Source organism: Blastococcus sp. OS1-29, assembly GCF_057628075.1.
The window spans coordinates 182,114-198,372 of record NZ_JBXXJK010000008.1; the positions used below are offsets into that span (position 1 = coordinate 182,114).

General features: G+C 69.4%; 17 protein-coding genes. 16 read left to right on the forward strand and 1 reads right to left on the reverse strand.

Translation table 11 applies throughout. The features are described 5' to 3' along the window. Positions 1–89: 89 nt before the first annotated feature. Positions 90–341 (reverse strand): LLM class flavin-dependent oxidoreductase, encoded by a 252-nt coding sequence (locus AC2H4J_RS20310; protein ID WP_487466721.1) that lies wholly within the window; start codon positions 339–341, stop codon positions 90–92. Positions 342–937: 596 nt separating this feature from the next. Here AC2H4J_RS20310 and AC2H4J_RS20315 point away from each other — a divergent pair. The 16 genes from AC2H4J_RS20315 (at position 938) to AC2H4J_RS20390 (ending at position 16,251) form a co-directional block, all read left to right on the forward strand. Further along, entirely contained in the window at positions 938–1,114 is a 177-nt protein-coding gene (locus AC2H4J_RS20315; protein ID WP_487466722.1) for a hypothetical protein, read from the forward strand. A 281-nt stretch (positions 1,115–1,395) separates the two neighbouring features. Continuing rightward, a complete protein-coding gene (locus AC2H4J_RS20320; protein WP_487466723.1) occupies positions 1,396–2,913 on the forward strand; it encodes an ABC transporter substrate-binding protein in 1,518 nt (505 codons plus the stop codon). 133 nt (positions 2,914–3,046) lie between these two features. Beyond that, the gene (locus tag AC2H4J_RS20325) at positions 3,047–3,646 is read left to right on the forward strand and encodes a nuclear transport factor 2 family protein (RefSeq protein ID WP_487466724.1); all 600 of its coding nucleotides are present in this window, start codon (positions 3,047–3,049) and stop codon (positions 3,644–3,646) included. 128 nt (positions 3,647–3,774) lie between these two features. Further along, entirely contained in the window at positions 3,775–4,593 is an 819-nt protein-coding gene (locus tag AC2H4J_RS20330; RefSeq protein ID WP_487466725.1) for an ABC transporter ATP-binding protein, read from the forward strand. A gap of 9 nt (positions 4,594–4,602) precedes the next feature. After that, on the forward strand, positions 4,603–5,526 hold the full coding sequence (locus tag AC2H4J_RS20335) for an ABC transporter permease (RefSeq protein WP_487466726.1): 924 nt from the start codon (positions 4,603–4,605) through the stop codon (positions 5,524–5,526). 2 nt (positions 5,527–5,528) lie between these two features. Continuing rightward, positions 5,529–6,407: an ABC transporter permease gene (locus AC2H4J_RS20340; protein WP_487466840.1), complete on the forward strand. Its 879-nt coding sequence runs from the start codon at positions 5,529–5,531 to the stop codon at positions 6,405–6,407. Further along, entirely contained in the window at positions 6,407–7,411 is a 1,005-nt protein-coding gene (locus AC2H4J_RS20345) for an ABC transporter ATP-binding protein (RefSeq protein WP_487466727.1), read from the forward strand. The genes AC2H4J_RS20340 and AC2H4J_RS20345 overlap by 1 nt, the downstream gene beginning before the upstream one ends. Beyond that, complete coding sequence (locus tag AC2H4J_RS20350) at positions 7,408–8,151, forward strand: enoyl-CoA hydratase/isomerase family protein (RefSeq protein ID WP_487466728.1); 744 nt, start codon at positions 7,408–7,410, stop codon at positions 8,149–8,151. Before AC2H4J_RS20345 ends, AC2H4J_RS20350 begins: the two co-directional genes overlap by 4 nt. A 49-nt stretch (positions 8,152–8,200) precedes the next feature. Next, the gene (locus AC2H4J_RS20355) at positions 8,201–9,268 is read left to right on the forward strand and encodes an LLM class flavin-dependent oxidoreductase (protein WP_487466729.1); all 1,068 of its coding nucleotides are present in this window, start codon (positions 8,201–8,203) and stop codon (positions 9,266–9,268) included. Positions 9,269–9,276: 8 nt separating this feature from the next. Then, the gene (locus AC2H4J_RS20360; RefSeq protein WP_487466730.1) at positions 9,277–10,815 is read left to right on the forward strand and encodes a long-chain-fatty-acid--CoA ligase; all 1,539 of its coding nucleotides are present in this window, start codon (positions 9,277–9,279) and stop codon (positions 10,813–10,815) included. A 68-nt stretch (positions 10,816–10,883) separates the two neighbouring features. Continuing rightward, positions 10,884–11,504 (forward strand): TetR-type transcription factor C-terminal domain-containing protein, encoded by a 621-nt coding sequence (locus AC2H4J_RS20365; protein WP_487466731.1) that lies wholly within the window; start codon positions 10,884–10,886, stop codon positions 11,502–11,504. 20 nt (positions 11,505–11,524) lie between these two features. After that, positions 11,525–12,466, forward strand: coding sequence for a cyclase family protein (locus tag AC2H4J_RS20370; RefSeq protein ID WP_487466732.1), 942 nt, complete (start codon positions 11,525–11,527; stop codon positions 12,464–12,466). A gap of 180 nt (positions 12,467–12,646) precedes the next feature. Further along, the gene (locus AC2H4J_RS20375; RefSeq protein ID WP_487466733.1) at positions 12,647–13,690 is read left to right on the forward strand and encodes an LLM class flavin-dependent oxidoreductase; all 1,044 of its coding nucleotides are present in this window, start codon (positions 12,647–12,649) and stop codon (positions 13,688–13,690) included. A gap of 44 nt (positions 13,691–13,734) precedes the next feature. Continuing rightward, the gene (locus AC2H4J_RS20380) at positions 13,735–14,697 is read left to right on the forward strand and encodes an enoyl-CoA hydratase/isomerase family protein (protein ID WP_487466734.1); all 963 of its coding nucleotides are present in this window, start codon (positions 13,735–13,737) and stop codon (positions 14,695–14,697) included. A gap of 25 nt (positions 14,698–14,722) precedes the next feature. Further along, the gene (locus AC2H4J_RS20385; RefSeq protein WP_487466735.1) at positions 14,723–15,256 is read left to right on the forward strand and encodes a VOC family protein; all 534 of its coding nucleotides are present in this window, start codon (positions 14,723–14,725) and stop codon (positions 15,254–15,256) included. Continuing rightward, positions 15,253–16,251, forward strand: coding sequence for an LLM class flavin-dependent oxidoreductase (locus AC2H4J_RS20390; protein WP_487466736.1), 999 nt, complete (start codon positions 15,253–15,255; stop codon positions 16,249–16,251). The genes AC2H4J_RS20385 and AC2H4J_RS20390 overlap by 4 nt, the downstream gene beginning before the upstream one ends. Positions 16,252–16,259 lie beyond the last annotated feature (8 nt).

The window sequence follows — 16,259 nt, forward strand, 5'->3', positions numbered from 1 at the left end:
TGCCTTTCAACCGATGGGTCCTGCAGGCGCGAATCGCCTGCCTATCGTCCGATGGGTGGTGCAGCCCGTCACTAGCCGCACGGTGGTGCTCAGCGCGAAGAGATCAGCTCCTTGTCGCGCAGCTGGGGAGTCACCTCAGAAGCGAAGCGCTCCATGGATCGGGTCGAGCGAGGGAGGGATGTCGAGGACTGCGCTTCCTCCGCCAGTCGCACTCGGTCGTCCCACGGCAGCACCAGCACGGCGCTGCCCACGGTCACATTCCTGGTGCGCTCGGCGAGGACCGAGCGCAGCAACAGCGGGTTGCCGAGGAGCCCGGCGCGGGAGAAGTGGTGCTCGGCCATCCGGCCGAGTCGAATCCGAGCTCGTCGGCAAGGGCCCACATCGTCGATCGTGTCGAGCAACACGTCGCGATCGGCCCCGTCTGCAGGAAACAAGTGCATGACTCCGAACTTCACGTCGCCCCCGCGGGCTTGCAGCGCGGCCTGTATTCCAACCGGTCGGTATGCTAGAGACTCGCGGTCGGCAGCACAAGAGCCCCCAGGCCACCCTGGTGCTCGGCCTGCGTCCTCGGCCAACGCAAGGCGCGAACGGGGGGAGCGGCGACGGTGCTCGTCGGGGAACCGATGGCCTGGGTGTCGCCGGTCGAGATCCCCCAGGGCTGATGCAGAGCGGTGAGACGAGCGCCTGGGTTGCGGGTTCGAGGGCGCGCCCGGGCCGTGTGGTGATCTGGAGGTGTCTGACGCCGTCGATCACCAGCGAGGGGGCCGTGTCCGCGCCTTCACCTTCCCGAACCGTTCTGTTCGACGCAGGCACCGATGCGGGCCTGTCGCCCGGTCGCCTGGGTTCGGCCGAGTCGGTCAGCCTGCTGCAGGTCTGGCCCCCGTCCCTGACCCGTGCGACGGGGTCGTCACGTTCGGCAGCTACGAGTGACTGGTCGATGTCCGGGGACGCGATGCGCTGGTCGCCGACCCTGGCCGCGCGGGCAGGGTGCGCGGTGAGCGGCGTGGACTCGGCCGCCGGCGTCGGGACCAGCCCCGGGCTGGACATGACCGGCATGCGCCGGCTGGTCACCGGCCCGCTGAACTCGCGGGGGCGGTGGCGAGCGACGTCGTGAACGATTTCAGCAAGCTGACCCCGCCGCGTCCCCGCGGACGACGATCTCGCCCCCTGACGCCGAGATCGCGTCGGGAACCCCAGTGGCAGGCGTCACGGACGGGATTTACGAGTCCCTGTCGGGTTCGTTGACACCGTGTGATCTCCGTCGCTAACATCCCGACCAGTCGGAACCTAACGCCGACCGCACCTTCCCCGTGCGGATGCTCTCCACCCTCCCACCTCTGGAGCGTCATGAAGCTTCCACGCCGTCGACCGCGGCGATTCGCCGCTGTCGCACTCTTGGCTCTGCTGTCCATGCTGGCCACCGCCTGTGGCTCCGGCGACTCGGGAGGCGGGAAGGACGCCACCCCGGCTGCCGCCGAGTTGTCCACCGCGCCGCTGCGTGTCGTGCTCGCGGCAGAGCCGAGCACGTTCAACCCCGTGCTCACCCTGTACAGCACGCTGCGCATCGTCGGCCCGATGTTCGACCCGCTGGTGGGCATCGACAAGAAGACGCTGGAGCCCAACGACTCGGGTCTCCTCACCAAGTGGGAGCGGGTCTCGCCCACCGAGTGGCGGTTCACCGTGCGGGAAGGCGTGAAGTTCCAGAACGGCGAGCCGTGGGACGCCGCTGCCGCGGCGTTCACGATCGAGAAGTACCGGGACGAGCCCACCAGCGGCTTCGCCCCGTACTACAAGCGCGTGGTGTCGGCCACCGCCGAGTCGCCGACGTCGCTGCTCGTGACGACGAACGGCCCCTACATCGCGATGCCGCTGGTGCTGACCACCGCCATGGGCGTGCCGCCGAAGCACTACGCTGAGGTCGGCGGGCAGGGCTTCAGTGCCGCGCCGGTCGGCACCGGGCCGTTCAAGTTCGACTCGGTGCAGTCGGGGCAGAGCCTGTCGCTGGTGGCCAACAAGGACTACTGGCAGGGAGCGCCGAAGCTCGCGGGCATCACCTACACGTGGGCTGCCGACGCAGCTACTCGTGCCGCCCTGCTCCAGAGCGGTGGCGCGGACGTGGTGGCGGATCTGCCGAGCGAACTGCTCGACCAGATCGACAAGGCCCCCGACACGAGCGTGCTGAACGCGCCGTCGCTGTACAAGATGGCGCTCACGATGAACGGTCTCCAGGGGACGCTGTCCGACGTCAAGCTCCGTGAGGCCGTGCAGTCGGCCATCGACTACGACGCCCTGGTGAAGACCCTCTTCGGTGGTGTCGGAGCGCGCCCCTCGGCGTTCTTCACCGGCGATGTGCTGCCGAACGCGCCGAAGCTCAGCTATCACAAGTTCGACCTCGCCCACGCCCGGGAGCTGGTCAAGGCCGCGGGTGGCTCGCCGACCCTGCGCTTCCTGTACACGACCGGCTTCTACCCGAAGGACAAGCAGGTCGGTGAGGCCGTCTCGGCGATGCTCGAGGCCGCTGGGTTCACCGTCGAGCAGGTGCCGCTGGACAACACCGAACTGCGCAAGCAGCGCAACACGGGCAACTACTCCCTCTACATGGTGCAGATCTTCCCGGTGTTCGCCCACCCCGACTCGTTCTTCGGGTTCTTCACTGGCAGTGGCGCCGCGGTGAAGTACTGCCCCGATGCGGCCGGCTACGACGCCCTCCAGGCGCAGGCGCTGACGGCGACCGACGAGGACGCCAGCTACAAGGTGTACTCCCAGCTGGAGAAGAAGATCCTCGATGAGGACCGCTGCAACGCGATCCTGTACGACCAGGTCATCTCCTACGGCCTGTCCGACAAGGTCAAGGGCTTGGCGCCCGCGCTCGACGCCGTGCCGGACCTCTACAAGGTCTCCCTGCTGAAGTGAGCCGGCGGGTCCGGGCTCCGATCGCGGAGCCCGGACCCGCCCCAGCTCGCGGCGTGCTCGACCTCGTCGCGCGCCGCATGGCCACCCGTGCCAGCCGAAACCCGTACCCGCAGAGCAGTGGAGGCATCAGGCCGTGAGCCAGGAGACCGTCGACGACGTCGCGCAGGTGGGGCCGGAGGCGGCGTCGGCTTCCTCCCGCGACGTGGCGGAGTGGGTGGCCAAGCAGAGCATCCAGGAACTCATCTACCGGCGCGCACGCGCAGCCGATCGCCGTGACGTCGAGCTGGCGCGGTCCTGTTACCACGAGGGAGCCACCGAGGACCACGCCGGCTTCATCGGCTCGGCGACGGACTTCCTGGCGCAGTCCCCGATCACGTGGACCGAGCAATCGCCCATCCGGACCATGTGGCACTTCGTCTCCAACACGGTGATCGATCTGGACCTCGACGCCGGCGCCGCGGTTGCGGAGTCCTACTGCCTCGTCGAGATGACAGGTGACCTCGGGGACGGCGACGTGACGATGCTGGTGGGCAGCCGGTACCTGGACCGCTTCACGTGCATCGGCGGCCGCTGGGGGATCGCCGCGCGGACCCTGGTCTTCGACTGGTCCCGCGTGGACCCGGTCACCGTGCCCTACTGGACCGCCGCCGGGAAGCCCCTCGACAGGCTGCCGTTCGGCCGGCCGGACGGCACCGATCCCTTGTACCGGTTCGTCGCGCGCGGACCGCGCTAGTGACGACGAAGGAACAGGACGACACCTTGACCCGTACCCCTGTGAACCATATCTTCGACATACCGACCGTCCGTTATCCATACCGAAGAAGTGGACCAGCGGACGAGCCCGCGGAAAGGACGGTTGACGTGACGCAACCCGACAGCGTGCTCGACGTCAAGAACCTGTCGGTGGTGCATCCCGCGCGCGGCCGCCGGGGCACTGCCGTGGCCGCCGTGGCCGACGTGTCGCTGACGGTGGGCGCCGGGCAGATCGTCGGTGTCGTCGGCGAGTCCGGTTCGGGCAAGACATCGCTGGCCATGGCGGTCGCCGGAGTCGGGCGGGTGACCTCCGGCGAGATCAGCGTCTCGGGGCGCAAGCTCGGGCCGCGCATGTCGCGCGACACCCGGGCGGAGATCCAGGTCGTCCTCCAGGACCCGCACGCCTCGCTCGACCCCCGGCAGAGCGTGCGGCGCGGACTGCGCGAACTGCGGCGCATCCACCCCAAGCGGACCGCCTGGACGACGGACGACGTGTTGCTCGCGAAGGTGGGCCTCTCGACGGACATGCTCGACCGGCTGCCGCATCAGATCAGCGGGGGACAGGCCCAGCGCGTCGCCATCGCGCGGGCGCTGCTGTTGCGCCCGAGCCTGCTGCTCGCGGACGAGCCGACCTCCGCGCTCGACGTCTCGGTCCAGGCCCAGATCCTGCACCTGCTCCGGAGCCTCCGCGACACCGAGGGTCTCTCGATCCTGTTCATCAGCCACGACCTCGCCGTGGTGCGGACCCTGTGCGACGAGGTCCACGTGATGTTGCGCGGTGAGGTCGTCGAGCACGGGGCCACGGCCAGCGTCTTCGACCACCCGCAGCAGGAGTACACGCGCAAGCTCCTGAACGCCATCCCCGGCCGGCACTCCCCGGACGATGCCGCCCGGGCATCCGCGGCGTTCTCGACGACGGTCGGCTGAGGAGGCACCGTGATCCGCTTTCTCCTGGGCAAGGCCTGGCACGGCCTGGTGACGCTGCTGCTCGCCGTCACGATCGCCTTCTTCCTCGCGCGGGGCACCGGTGACCCGGTGCGCGAGATGCTCGGCGACCTGGCCAGCGACGAGCAGGTCGCGGCGCTGCGCGCCCAGCTCGGCCTCGATCGGTCGCTACCGATCCAGTTCCTGAACTTCCTGAAGGACCTCGTGACCTTCAACCTCGGGGATTCGCTCCGCTACCACTCGAGCAACCTCGACCTCATCCTCAGCCGCTTGCCGTCCTCGGCCCAGCTCGCTCTGGCCGCCATGCTGATCGCGGTGGTCATCGGCGTCCCACTCGGTATCTGGGCGGCGGTCAAGGAGGGCCGGCTGGCCGACCGCGTCGCCTCGGTGATCGCCCTCACCGGGCAGTCCATCCCGCTGTTCTGGCTCGGGCTGATGCTGATCCTGTTCTTCGCCGTCGGCCTGGGGTGGCTGCCGGCCGGGCAGTCGACCGGGTTCAGCTCTCTGATCCTGCCCGCGGTGACCCTCTCCACCCTGCCGATGGCCCAGATCGCCCGGCTGACCCGGTCAGGCATGACCGAGGTCCTGGGGGAGACCTTCGTGTCCGCGTCCCATGCCCGGGGCCTGGCACGGTGGCGGATCATCCTGCTGCACGCCTTCCGGAACGCGTCGCTGCCGGTCATCACGATCATCGGTCTCCAGGCGGGCACGCTGCTCTCGGGCGCGATCACCGTCGAGTTCGTGTTCGCCTGGCCGGGGCTCGGGACGTTGGCCACGCAGGCCGTCCAGACCCGGGACTTCTCGCTCATCCAGGCCATCGTCGTGTTCGGCGCCCTGGTCTTCGTCGTGATAAACCTGCTGGTCGACCTGCTCTACGGCGCGCTCGACCCGCGGATCAGGGACGGTGTCGCGTGACCATGCTGCAGAAGGCCCCTCGCATCACGCAGAAGGCCACCGTCGTCCGGGCGCGGGGGGCGCGGGGTGTTGCGGTCCTCGGCATCCCGCTGCTCGTGATCGCGGCGGTGTGCTTCGCCGCGTCGCTGCTGCCGCTGCCCGACCCCGCGCACCAGGTGCTGTCCGACGCCGTCATGCCCCCCGCGTGGATGCACGGGGGCACCTGGTCGCACCCGCTGGGCACCGACCACCTCGGCCGCGACATGCTCTCGCGGATCATCCACGGCGGGCAGCTGACGTTCATCATCGCGCTCGGCGGCATGCTCGCCGGCGCCATCCCGGGAACCCTGCTCGGACTGGTCAGCGGCTTCTACCGCGGAGCCGTCGACACCGTGATCTCGCGCGTGGTCGAGGCGCAGCTCGCGCTGCCCTTCATCCTCCTCGCCATCGCGATCATCGCGGGCCACGGGCGGTCGATCGGGGTGCTCGTCGTGGTGCTGGCGATGATCGGCTGGGCGCAGTACGCGCGGGTCATCCGTGCCGAGACGCTCTCGTTGCGCGAGCGGCCGTTCGTCGTCGGGTTGCGCTGCGCCGGCGTCTCGACGCCACGCATCCTGCTCGGCCACCTGCTGCCCAATCTCGCCGGCACGGTGATGGTGCTGACCACCCTGCAGATGGGCACCGTGATCCTCGCCGAGAGCGCGTTGAGCTTCCTCGGTCTCGGCGTCGTCGCCCCGCAGATCAGCTGGGGCGCGATGCTGGCCGACGGCCGCGACCAGCTCACGCAGGCCTGGTGGATCGCGGCATTCCCGGGACTCGCCATCACGGTGGTCGTCCTCCTGGTCAACCTGCTGGGCGACGCGATGCGCTCCTGGCTCGACCCCCGGAAGCGGCGGTTCTGATGAATCCAGTGCTCGAGATCGACGGTCTCACCGTGGAGGCGGCGACCTCCCGGGGTCCACACGTCCTGGTCGACGACGTCCGGCTGGCCATCGGCCGCGGGCAGATCCTCGGACTCATCGGCGAGTCCGGCAGCGGCAAGACGACGACGGTGCGCAGCATCCTCGGCCTGCTGGACCGCAACGTCTCCGTGGTCGGAGGCCGCGTCGCGGTACTCGGGAAGACGGTCCAGGCACCGGGTGAGCAGCATGTCGACACGGTTCGGGGACGGCACGTCGGGATGGTCTTCCAGGGTGCGTCGTCGTCGCTGGACCCCCTGATGACCGTCCGGCGGCAGCTGCGCGAGGTCGTGGGCACGCACATGCCGGAGCTGTCGAAGCAGGAGCGGGACGACCGCATCGCCGGCGTGATCAGGCGGATGGGGTTCACCGACGTGGACCGGGTGCTCGGCTCCTTCCCGCACCAGTTGTCCGGTGGGATGCGGCAGCGGATCGCCATCGCGCTGGCGGTGGTCACCGAGCCGGAGGTCCTCATCGCCGACGAGGCGACGTCGGCGCTGGACGTGACCACCCAGGCGGAGGTCGTCGACCTGCTCCGTTCCCTGACGGTGGACTCCGGGATGGGCATGGTGTTCGTGACGCACGACCTGCGTCTCGCAGGCGAGATCTGCACCGAGATCGCGGTCATGTACGCGGGCCAGATCGTCGAGACCGGCGCGGCCGCGGACATCGTGACCGAGCCCCGGCACCCGTACACCAGGGCGCTCCTGGCGGCCATCCCCGGGTGGGACGGCGGCGAGATCAAGGCGATCGAGGGGTCCGCGCCGCGGATCACCGAAGACTGGGTCGGCTGCCGGTTCGCGCCGAGGTGCCCGCGCGCCGAGGAGATCTGCCGGACCACGACCGTCCCCTGGGTCACGGTCTCCGACGGCGGTCGCTCGCTGTGCCACTTCGCCGCCGAGTTCGACTTTCAACAGGTGCCGGCGCCCGCGGGGCGCCCGGCGTGACCGGCCAGCCCGGCGGGTTCGTCGATGTGGTCGCCGGCGACGGCGTCGCGACGGTGACCTGGTCGCGTCCGGAGCGGCGGAACGCCATCGGCGTGGACGTGTGCGACGAGCTCATCGCCACCCTCCGGCACCTCGCGGAGCAGTCCGAGATCCACGTCGTCGTGCTCTCCTCGGCGCTGCCCCCGTTCTGCGCCGGCTGGGACACCTCCGACTTTCCCCGTCTGGCCGGCGCCGCACCCGCGGAGCTGGCCGACTTCTTCCGGCACGGTCGCACCCTGCTCACCACGCTCGGGGAGCTGCCACAGGTCACCGTCGCCGCGGCGGGCGGCGCGGTCCTCGGCTTCGGGTGCGCCCTGCTCACCCGGTGCGACATCGTCCTCGCCGCCGACGACTGCGTCTTCGGTCTCCCGGAAGTCGCGCTCGGCATGCCACCGGCCACCGCGGTGCCCGAGCTGCTGTCGGTCATGACACCGCGTGCCGTCCTGCACTGGGCCAGCAGCGGGGACCGGTTCGGTGCCGACCGTGCTCGTGCCGACGGCCTCGTGACCGACGTGGTGCCGGCCGCCGACCTCTCGGCTGAGGCCGCAGCGCTCGCCGGTCGGCTGGCCGGACATCCTGGCGGTGCCGCGAAGGTGACCAAGCAGCTCGTCCGCCGGATGGCGGGTCTCGAGCTCGACCGGCGGGTCGCCATGGGCGTGGAATCCGCCATCTCTCGATTTGCCGGTCAGGTGCCGGTATGAGCCAACGACCCGTCCGCCGCGCCGGCCGACGTCATCCGGAGGTATGTGCATGACCGGGCCCACAGGAACCCGACGACTGCGTGTGGGGATGTCGCTGTCCGCGCACTACAGCCCCGGCGCCGACGTCCGCGCCGGCTTGCGGGACACGATGGAGCAGGTGGCCCTCGCGGAGGAGGCCGGTCTCGACACCGTTCTGCTCGGACACCACTACCTCACCCGATCGCAGTTCCTGCAGCCGCTGTCCACGGTGGCCTACCTCGCGGCCCGCACCGAGCGGATCCGGCTCGGCTTCGGCGTGTACCTGCTGCCGCTGCACAACCCGCTGGCCCTGGCGGAGGAGTTCGCCACCCTCGACCACCTGTCCGGGGGCAGGCTGATCCTCGGGCTGGGCACCGGGTACCGCGGCGTCGAGTTCCGCGCGTTCGGCGTCCCGGAGGAGGAACGCTTCAAGCGCCTCGAGGAGTACGTGGGGGTCATGCGCGCGCTCTGGTCGGGGGGGCCGGTCACGCACGCCGGCTCGTTCGGCCAACTCGACGACGCCCGGGTACTGCTGCGGCCCGTCGAGCCGGGTGGCCCGCCGCTGTGGCTCGGCGCCTTCGGCGAGGTGGGGATGCGACGCATCGCCCGCCTGGACGCGTCCTGGGCCGTCGCGCCCAACGGTGATCTGGCCGAGGTCGGCGAACGCATGTCGCAGTTCCGCGAGGCGCTGCGGACCCACGGCCGCTCGCTCGATCGCGACTACCCCCTGCTCCGGGAGGGGTGCGTCGCGCCGACGCGGCAGGAGGCGGTCGCGGCGTCCGCGCCGTTCCTGGCGGAGCAGTACGAGAACTATCGGGGGTGGAAGCACGGCGCCTCCGTCGAGGAACTGATCGACGGCCAGGCGGTCATCGGAGCCCCCGACGACGTCATCGAGCGGCTGTCGCGCTACGCGGCCCTCGGCTACACCGACGTCGTCATGCGACTGCAGTGGACGGGGATGCCGCAGGCGGACGTGCTGCGCTCCATCCGGTTGCTGGGCGAGGAAGTCATCCCCGCGCTCGGCGACGTCCCCGTCGCGCGACCGACCGAACCGCCGGCGGACGCCACGGAGACCACGGACAAGGGGGTGCGGGTCTGATGTCGTCGATGAACTTCGGACGCCTGGTCGACGTGCAGCGCGTGCGGCGGGGAACCGAGCCGGCGCTGATCACGGAGGAGGGCGAGCAGTGGACCTACGAGCGACTCGCCGACGCCGTCCATGCCACGGCGGCGTTCCTCACCGAGCGCGGGGTCGGCAGGGGTGACCGCGTCGCCCTGATGGGCATGAACTCCGCCGAGTACGTCGCGGCAGTGCTGGCGGTCTACCGGCTGGGTGCGGTCGCCGTCCCGCTGAACTACCGCTTGCAGGCCGAGGAGCTGGAATTCCTCGTCCGGGACTCCGGTGCCGTCGCGGTCATGGCCGACGCCGAGTTCGTCGACGTGCTCGACCCGATCTGCGACGACCGGTCCATCAGCACCCGCCTGGTCGTGCACGGCCGCTCCGCCACCTCGACGTGGCTCCCGCTCAGCCAGGTCATGGCCGATCACTCGGGCAGCCGCGTGCCGTTGTGCCCGGTGTCCTTCGACGACCCCCAGCGGATCATGTACACCTCGGGGACGACGAGTCGTCCCAAGGGCGTGGTCATCACGCACGGCATGGCCACGCTCAACGTTCTCGCACAGACCAGCGAGCTCGAACTGACGTCGTCGGACACGGCGCTGGTGTCCTCGCCGCTCTACCACGTCGCCGCCTGGGACTCCCCGGGAATCGGGGTGCTGTTCAACGGCGGCCGGCTGGTCATCATGCGGCGGTTCGACGCGCCCCTCGCGCTCCGGCTCATCGAGGACCACCGGGTTACCGGCGGGATCTTCGTGCAGGCCATCCTCCACGGCCTCCGGGCTGCGGCCGACGGCTCCCGGGACCTGTCCTCGCTGCGCTGGATCATCTTCGGTGCCGCGGCGGGGGAGCTGTACCGGGAGGTCCAGGAGATGCTGCCCACGACGCGGCTGGTGCAGGCCTACGGGATGACCGAGGCGTGCAGCTGCATCGCGTACATGGATGTGGCGCACGCTGTCTCCAAGCGCGGCTCGGTGGGGACGGCGGTGCCCTTCGTGGAGTACCGGGTCGTGGATCCGTCGGACCGCGACGCCGGGCCTGGCGTCGCCGGGGAGGTCGTGCTGCGGGGCCCCAAGGTGACGCCGGGCTACTGGCACGACGAGGAACTGACGGCCGAGGCCTGGCGCGGGGGGTGGTTCCACACCGGCGACGTGGGGATGGTGGACGAGGACGGCTTCCTCTACATCACCGATCGGCTGAAGGACATGATCCGCTCCGGCGGGGAGAACGTCGCCAGTCAGGAGATCGAGCGGGTGATCTACAGCCATCCGCTGGTCGCGGAGGCCGCCGTCGTCGGGGTTCCCGATCCGCGGTGGCAGGAGGTGCCGCGGGCCTATATCGTCCTCAAGCCCGGGGCATCACTGACCGAAAGGCAGCTCATCGCGTATTGTCGCGACCACTTGGCGTCCTTCAAGACGCCGAAATCCGTGGTGTTCCTCGGGGAGTTGCCGCGCAATCCTTCCGGCAAGGTGCTGAAGCGAGTCCTGCGGGAAGAAGGGTCGACCGGCGAACGGGCGCTCTCCGTGTGACGAGCGCCGGACGGCGGCCCTGATGGTCAGTCAGCGTCGCGAGGGAATCAAGGAGAGACGGGCCCATAATGGCTGGCAATGCAGCGCGGACCCACGTTCGCGGTAGTTATGCACCGGCGGAGACGCGCAAGGCGCTCCTGGAGAGTGCTCTGCGGCTGTTCGACGAACGCGGGTACCACGCCACGTCGGTCGAGGACATCGTCAACGAGGCCGGCGTGACCAAGGGCGCGCTCTACCACCACTTCTCCGGCAAGGAGGAGATCCTCCATCAGATCCAGGAGGACTACATCGACGACCGGCTGCGGAACGCCAAGCTGATCCTGGAGGAGTTCGACACTCCCGTGGATCGACTCAAGCAGCTGATCCTCGAGTCGCTCGTGGGGATCGAGCGCTTCCGCCCGCACGTGGCCGTGTTCACCCAGGAACGCCGGTTCCTGACCGAGGTGCGGTTCGCCGCCATCAAGGACAAGCGCGACGAGCTCGACGGGATCTACGAGTCGATCATCCGGCAGGGCGTGGAGATGGGCGTCTTCGGTCGCGACGTCCAGCCGCGCATCGCGTCCTTCGGCGTCCTCGGGATGCTCGGGCTGGCCTACAACTGGTACCGCCCGCACGGGAAGCTCAGCGTCACCGAGGTGGCCGAGCAGCTCAGCGACCTGGTGCTGGGCGGCCTTCTCGTCCGCGACTGACGTCGGTCCGGATGCCGAGCGTGCCTGACGCCCTGCCGGACTACGCGGACCTCTCGCGTCCCGGGGGAGGAGCGCCCGCGACCTGGGGTCTGTGGGGTGACCGAGATCGGCTCGGGACGCTGAACCTGCTCGGTCCCGACAGCGCGCGGCGAGGCGCGGCCTGCGTCCGCACGGGGCGGTCCTTCGCCCTCGACCTGCCCATGGATCTGCTGGATCCACCGCTGTTCGGTCGGGATGCTGTCAGGCACACCATCCTCGGCGACGACACCACGCTCGGCCGGGACGACCTGGTCAGCGGGTGGAACACGCAGGCATCCAGCCAGTGGGACGGGTTCCGCCACATCCGTGACCCGCTGTCGGGCTACTACGGGGGTCTGCAGGGGGCCGAGCACGGCGTCGATGTCTGGGCGGCGCACGGGATGGTGGGCCGCGCCGTGCTCCTCGACGTCGCTCGGTACCGCGCCGCCCGGGGCCGGCCCCTCGAGCCCTCCGATGCCGACCTCGTCACGGCCGAGGACCTCGACGCCTGCCGTGCTGCGCAGGGCAGCCGGATCGGGCCCGGTGACATCGTGCTGATCCGCACCGGCTGGGTCGACTGGTATCGGGAACTCGACGCGGAGGGCCGTGCCCGCGTCGCCGACAAGACGGCGATGCGCACGCCCGGGTTGCTGGCCGACGCGGACACGGCCGCCTGGTTCTGGGACCACCGGGTGGCGGCGGCGGCGGCCGACAACCCCTCGTTCGAGGCGTGGCCGCTGTGCAGCGGCGCCCGCGACGGCGAGCAGCCGCTGCACGTCCGGCTGCTCGCCGGACTCGGCATGCCGATCGGCGAACTCTGGGACCTCGGGCCGCTGGCCGAGGACTGCGCTCGTGCCGGGAGCCATGACGCGTTGCTCGTGTCGGCTCCGCTGCGTTTGGTCGGCGCCTGTGGCTCGCCGGCCAACGCCGTCGCCGTCCGCTGACCGACCTCTCGCGGGAGCGGCCGCCCCGGCCGTCCTGACCGAGCGCCTCCGAGCGGGTCTCCCGCGCCGCCTGCTCCCGCGCCGAGCAATTCTTCCGCCGTCTCCGTTCTGCCGCTTGACCGCTCCTCCTGCACTCAGTACCGTGCATACCGGTCGGAATGTATTCGAGGAGGACCTGGCATGAAGTTCGGCGTGATGAACCTTTTCCCTGCTGAGGGTGCGGATGACGCCCAGGTGCTCCACGAGACGCTCGAGGAGATCGAGATCGCCGACCAGCTCGGCTTCGACTCCTGCTGGGTGGCCGAGCACCACTTCTCGCGCTACGGGATCCTCGGTAACCCGCTGATGCTGGGCGCGGCCATCGCGCAGCGCACGCACCGCATCACCATCGGGACGGCGGTCGTCGTCGTCCCCCTCCACGACCCCATCCGCATCGCCGAGGACGCCGCGCTCCTCGACATCCTGTCCGGAGGACGCCTGGTCCTCGGCATCGGGCGCGGATACCAGCCGGGCGAGTTCAACGGGTTCCACAAGGACCGTTCGGCGAACAAGGAGACGTACGCCGAGATCGCCGACATCCTCCAGCTGGCCTGGACCAAGGACACCTGGTCCTACGAGGGCAAGCACTTCCAGTACCAGGACATGTCGATCTTCCCCCGGCCGATCACTCCCGGGGGGCCGCGCATCCTGCACGGCACGTCCTCGCCGGAGACGTTCCGTCAGCGCGGTCTGAACGGCGACCACATCATCGTGTCCTCGAACTTCACGCCGATGGCGCGCCTCAAGGAGCACTACGACTCCTACCGCGACGCCCTGTCAGAGGGGGGTCATCCGGTCGACGGTTTCGACCTGCCTTTCATGCAGCAGGTGTGGGCGGGGGAGAGTGACGACGGCCTGCAGGCGGCTGCGGAAGCTGCTCTGACCTATTACCGCGGCGTCGGCAAGGTCATTCCCGGGTCGACCGAGGCGATGGAGTCCGAGCGCGACTACTACGAGCGGGTGAAGCGGAACATCTCGCTGCTCACGGTCGAGAAGACGCTGACGCACGGCGGCAACTTCGGGTCGGTGGACCGCGTCGTGGACACGATCAGCCGCCTGCGCGACGAGCTGGGGATCACCCATTACATCGGCTGGTTCCACATCCCGTCGATGGACCGCAAGCGGGTGCTCGATTCCATGGAGACCTTCGCCGCGAAGGTGATCCCGCAACTGCAGTCCGCCTGATCCGATCCGCACCTCCTTCCCCCTCGACAGAACCGGAGACTTTCGTGAGAAAGAGCGAGTACGAACTGCTTGCGTCGCAGTGGGACGCGGAGGGCATGGCGATCGACGAGAAGGCGATCGAGGACTCCGTGCTCTACGAGAAGAACGCGGACAAGGCCGTCGCGTACATCATCTTCAACGTCCCGGAGAAGCTGAACGGAATCCCGGTCGCGGCCTTCGAGCGGGTGGGTGACCTGATCCGCGAGGCCGAGATGGACGACGAGGTCAAGACCATCGTCTTCAAGGGCAACGGCGACGCGTTCGGTTCCGGTGCCGACGCCGCCGAGCTCGGCTACTACATCGGGTACGGGAAGAACAAGAAGGGCGAGCGCACCGGGCGGCCGGCCCAGCGCCAGAGAATTCTCCCCGACCGCAACCTGCTGTCCGAGGCCCTCGCCAACAAGGTGACGAACTGTCTGAAGGCCACGATCTGCCAGGTGCACGGGTACTGCTACGGCGGGCACATGAAGATCGCGCTCGGCGCCGACATGATCATCGCCTCGCCCGACGCCCAGTTCACCCACCCTGCGTTCCGCTACCTCGGTAACGCGCCCCAGGACATGTGGCTGTGGGTCGAGAACCTCGGCTACAAGAAGATGCGCGAGATCATGCTGACGATGCGCCCGCTCGGTGCCGAGGAGGCCGAACGCATCGGCTTCGTCAACCAGGTGGTTCCGCGCGAGGAGCTCGAAGCAGCCGTGGACGAGTACGTCACGGCGATCTCGTTCATGCCGCTGGACGGCCTGATGATGGGCAAGTCGATGATGCGGATCGCCATGGAGGCGCGCGGCAAGGGTGTCGGCGAGGTCGGGAACTGGATCGGTCACGCCTGGGCGACGAACCTGTCCCTCGGTGAGGGTGAGTACAACTTCGTCAAGGAACGCCGGGACAAGGGCCTGGCGCAGGCGCTGAAGGACCGCGACGCCGCGGTCGCCCCTCGGTTCCGGCTCGGCGGCAAGCTCGGCTGACGCGACGCCCGGAGGAGGACGACCCATGGTCGGAGAGATCCACCACGTCGCGGTCAGCGTGCGGGACCTGGAGAAGTCGATCCCCTTCTATCGCGACGGGCTCGGCCTGCGGATGACGCTGGACATGCGCGTCGGGGGAGAGACCCTGCACGAGCGGATCCGGGTTCCCCGCGGGGCGACCGGCCGGGCGGTGTACTTCCAGGGGCCGACGCGCATCGGGCAGCTCGAGCTGATCCAGTGGGAACTCCCGGTCCCGGAGGACAGCCGGCCCAAGAGGGCCGGGGACCCGGGTGTGTTCTCGTTGTCCTTCCCGGTGCCCCGCGACGAGATGCACGAGGTGTACGCGCGGCTCGTGGCGATGGGCGTGGAGTGCTACCACCCGCCCGCCACGAGCGTGCTCGACAACTACGGGCCGATCACGATGTTCATGTGCGAGGACCCGGACGGGATCCAGGTCGAATTCGTCAGCCTCCCGTCGCCCGACGAGGTCCGTGCCTTCCGGGCCCAGCCACGTTCAGCGCAGCCCACGCGAACCCACGAACAGGAGCAGCAGGGATGAAGTTCGGCATCTTGGCGTCGCACCAGTACCTCCCCGAGGACGATCTGCGACAACGCCTGGGAGAACTCTGGGACCTCACCGAACTGGCGGCGGAGAGCGGCTTCGACGCCATCTTCGCGATCAACCACTTCCTGGCCAACCTGCAGACCCCGCAGACGATCTCCGTGGTCGCGAACCTGATCCGGCACTCGGGGAACATGACCGTGGGCACGAGCCTGGTGATCCTGCCGGCGTTCCACGCGGTCCACATCGCGGAGGAGTTCGCCACCCTCGACCACATGGCCGACGGCCGCCTCGTCCTCGGCGTCGGGGCGGGGTACCGCAACAACGAGTTCGCGGCGCTCGGCATCGACAAGCCGAACCGCTTCCGGAAGATGCACGAGCAGATCCGGCTGATCCGGGACCTGTGGACCGGCGAGCGCGTCGACTTCGACGGCGAATTCCACTCGGTGCACGACACCATCTGCGTGAAGCCGCTGCAGCAGGGCGGGCCGCCGATCTGGATCGGCGCCGGTGGCGAGATCTCGGTCCGCAAGGCCGCCGAGCTCGGCGACGCGTGGATCATCCCCGGCAACTCGCCCAAGCCGGACTGGCACGTCAAGGCCATCGCGAACCACGACGACGCCCTGGTGAAGGCAGGCAAGTCCCGCGAGGGCCGCGAGTACCCGATGATCGTCAACGTCTACACCGGGGCGTCGACCGAAGAGGCCCGCGAGACCGTCCGGCCGTTCGTGGAGAAGGAGTACTTCAACTACGCGGAGTACCCCCAGCTCTCGTTCCAGAAGGACAAGTTCGAGTGGATGTGGGAGAACCTCTTCATCGTCGGTGACCCCGATTTCGTGGCGCAGCGCATCGAGCGCCTCCAGGGCATGGGCGTCAACCACATCATCCAGCGACCGTTCTGGCTGGGCATGTCCCACGAGCGGACCGTCGAGTCCGTGAAGCTGTTCGCCAAGGAGGTCATGCCCCGGTTCGCCCGCTCGGGGCCTGCGTGAGCCCGCGG

Coding starts and splice junctions, on each gene's coding strand:
- AC2H4J_RS20340 (WP_487466840.1), top strand. CDS start 5,529: ATGCTGCAGAAGGCCCCTCGCATCACGCAGAAGGCCACCGTCGTCCGG.
- AC2H4J_RS20390 (WP_487466736.1), top strand. CDS start 15,253: ATGAAGTTCGGCATCTTGGCGTCGCACCAGTACCTCCCCGAGGACGAT.
- AC2H4J_RS20375 (WP_487466733.1), top strand. CDS start 12,647: ATGAAGTTCGGCGTGATGAACCTTTTCCCTGCTGAGGGTGCGGATGAC.
- AC2H4J_RS20360 (WP_487466730.1), top strand. CDS start 9,277: ATGAACTTCGGACGCCTGGTCGACGTGCAGCGCGTGCGGCGGGGAACC.
- AC2H4J_RS20315 (WP_487466722.1), top strand. CDS start 938: ATGTCCGGGGACGCGATGCGCTGGTCGCCGACCCTGGCCGCGCGGGCA.
- AC2H4J_RS20345 (WP_487466727.1), top strand. CDS start 6,407: ATGAATCCAGTGCTCGAGATCGACGGTCTCACCGTGGAGGCGGCGACC.
- AC2H4J_RS20385 (WP_487466735.1), top strand. CDS start 14,723: ATGGTCGGAGAGATCCACCACGTCGCGGTCAGCGTGCGGGACCTGGAG.
- AC2H4J_RS20310 (WP_487466721.1), bottom strand. CDS start 341: ATGGCCGAGCACCACTTCTCCCGCGCCGGGCTCCTCGGCAACCCGCTG.
- AC2H4J_RS20355 (WP_487466729.1), top strand. CDS start 8,201: ATGACCGGGCCCACAGGAACCCGACGACTGCGTGTGGGGATGTCGCTG.
- AC2H4J_RS20365 (WP_487466731.1), top strand. CDS start 10,884: ATGGCTGGCAATGCAGCGCGGACCCACGTTCGCGGTAGTTATGCACCG.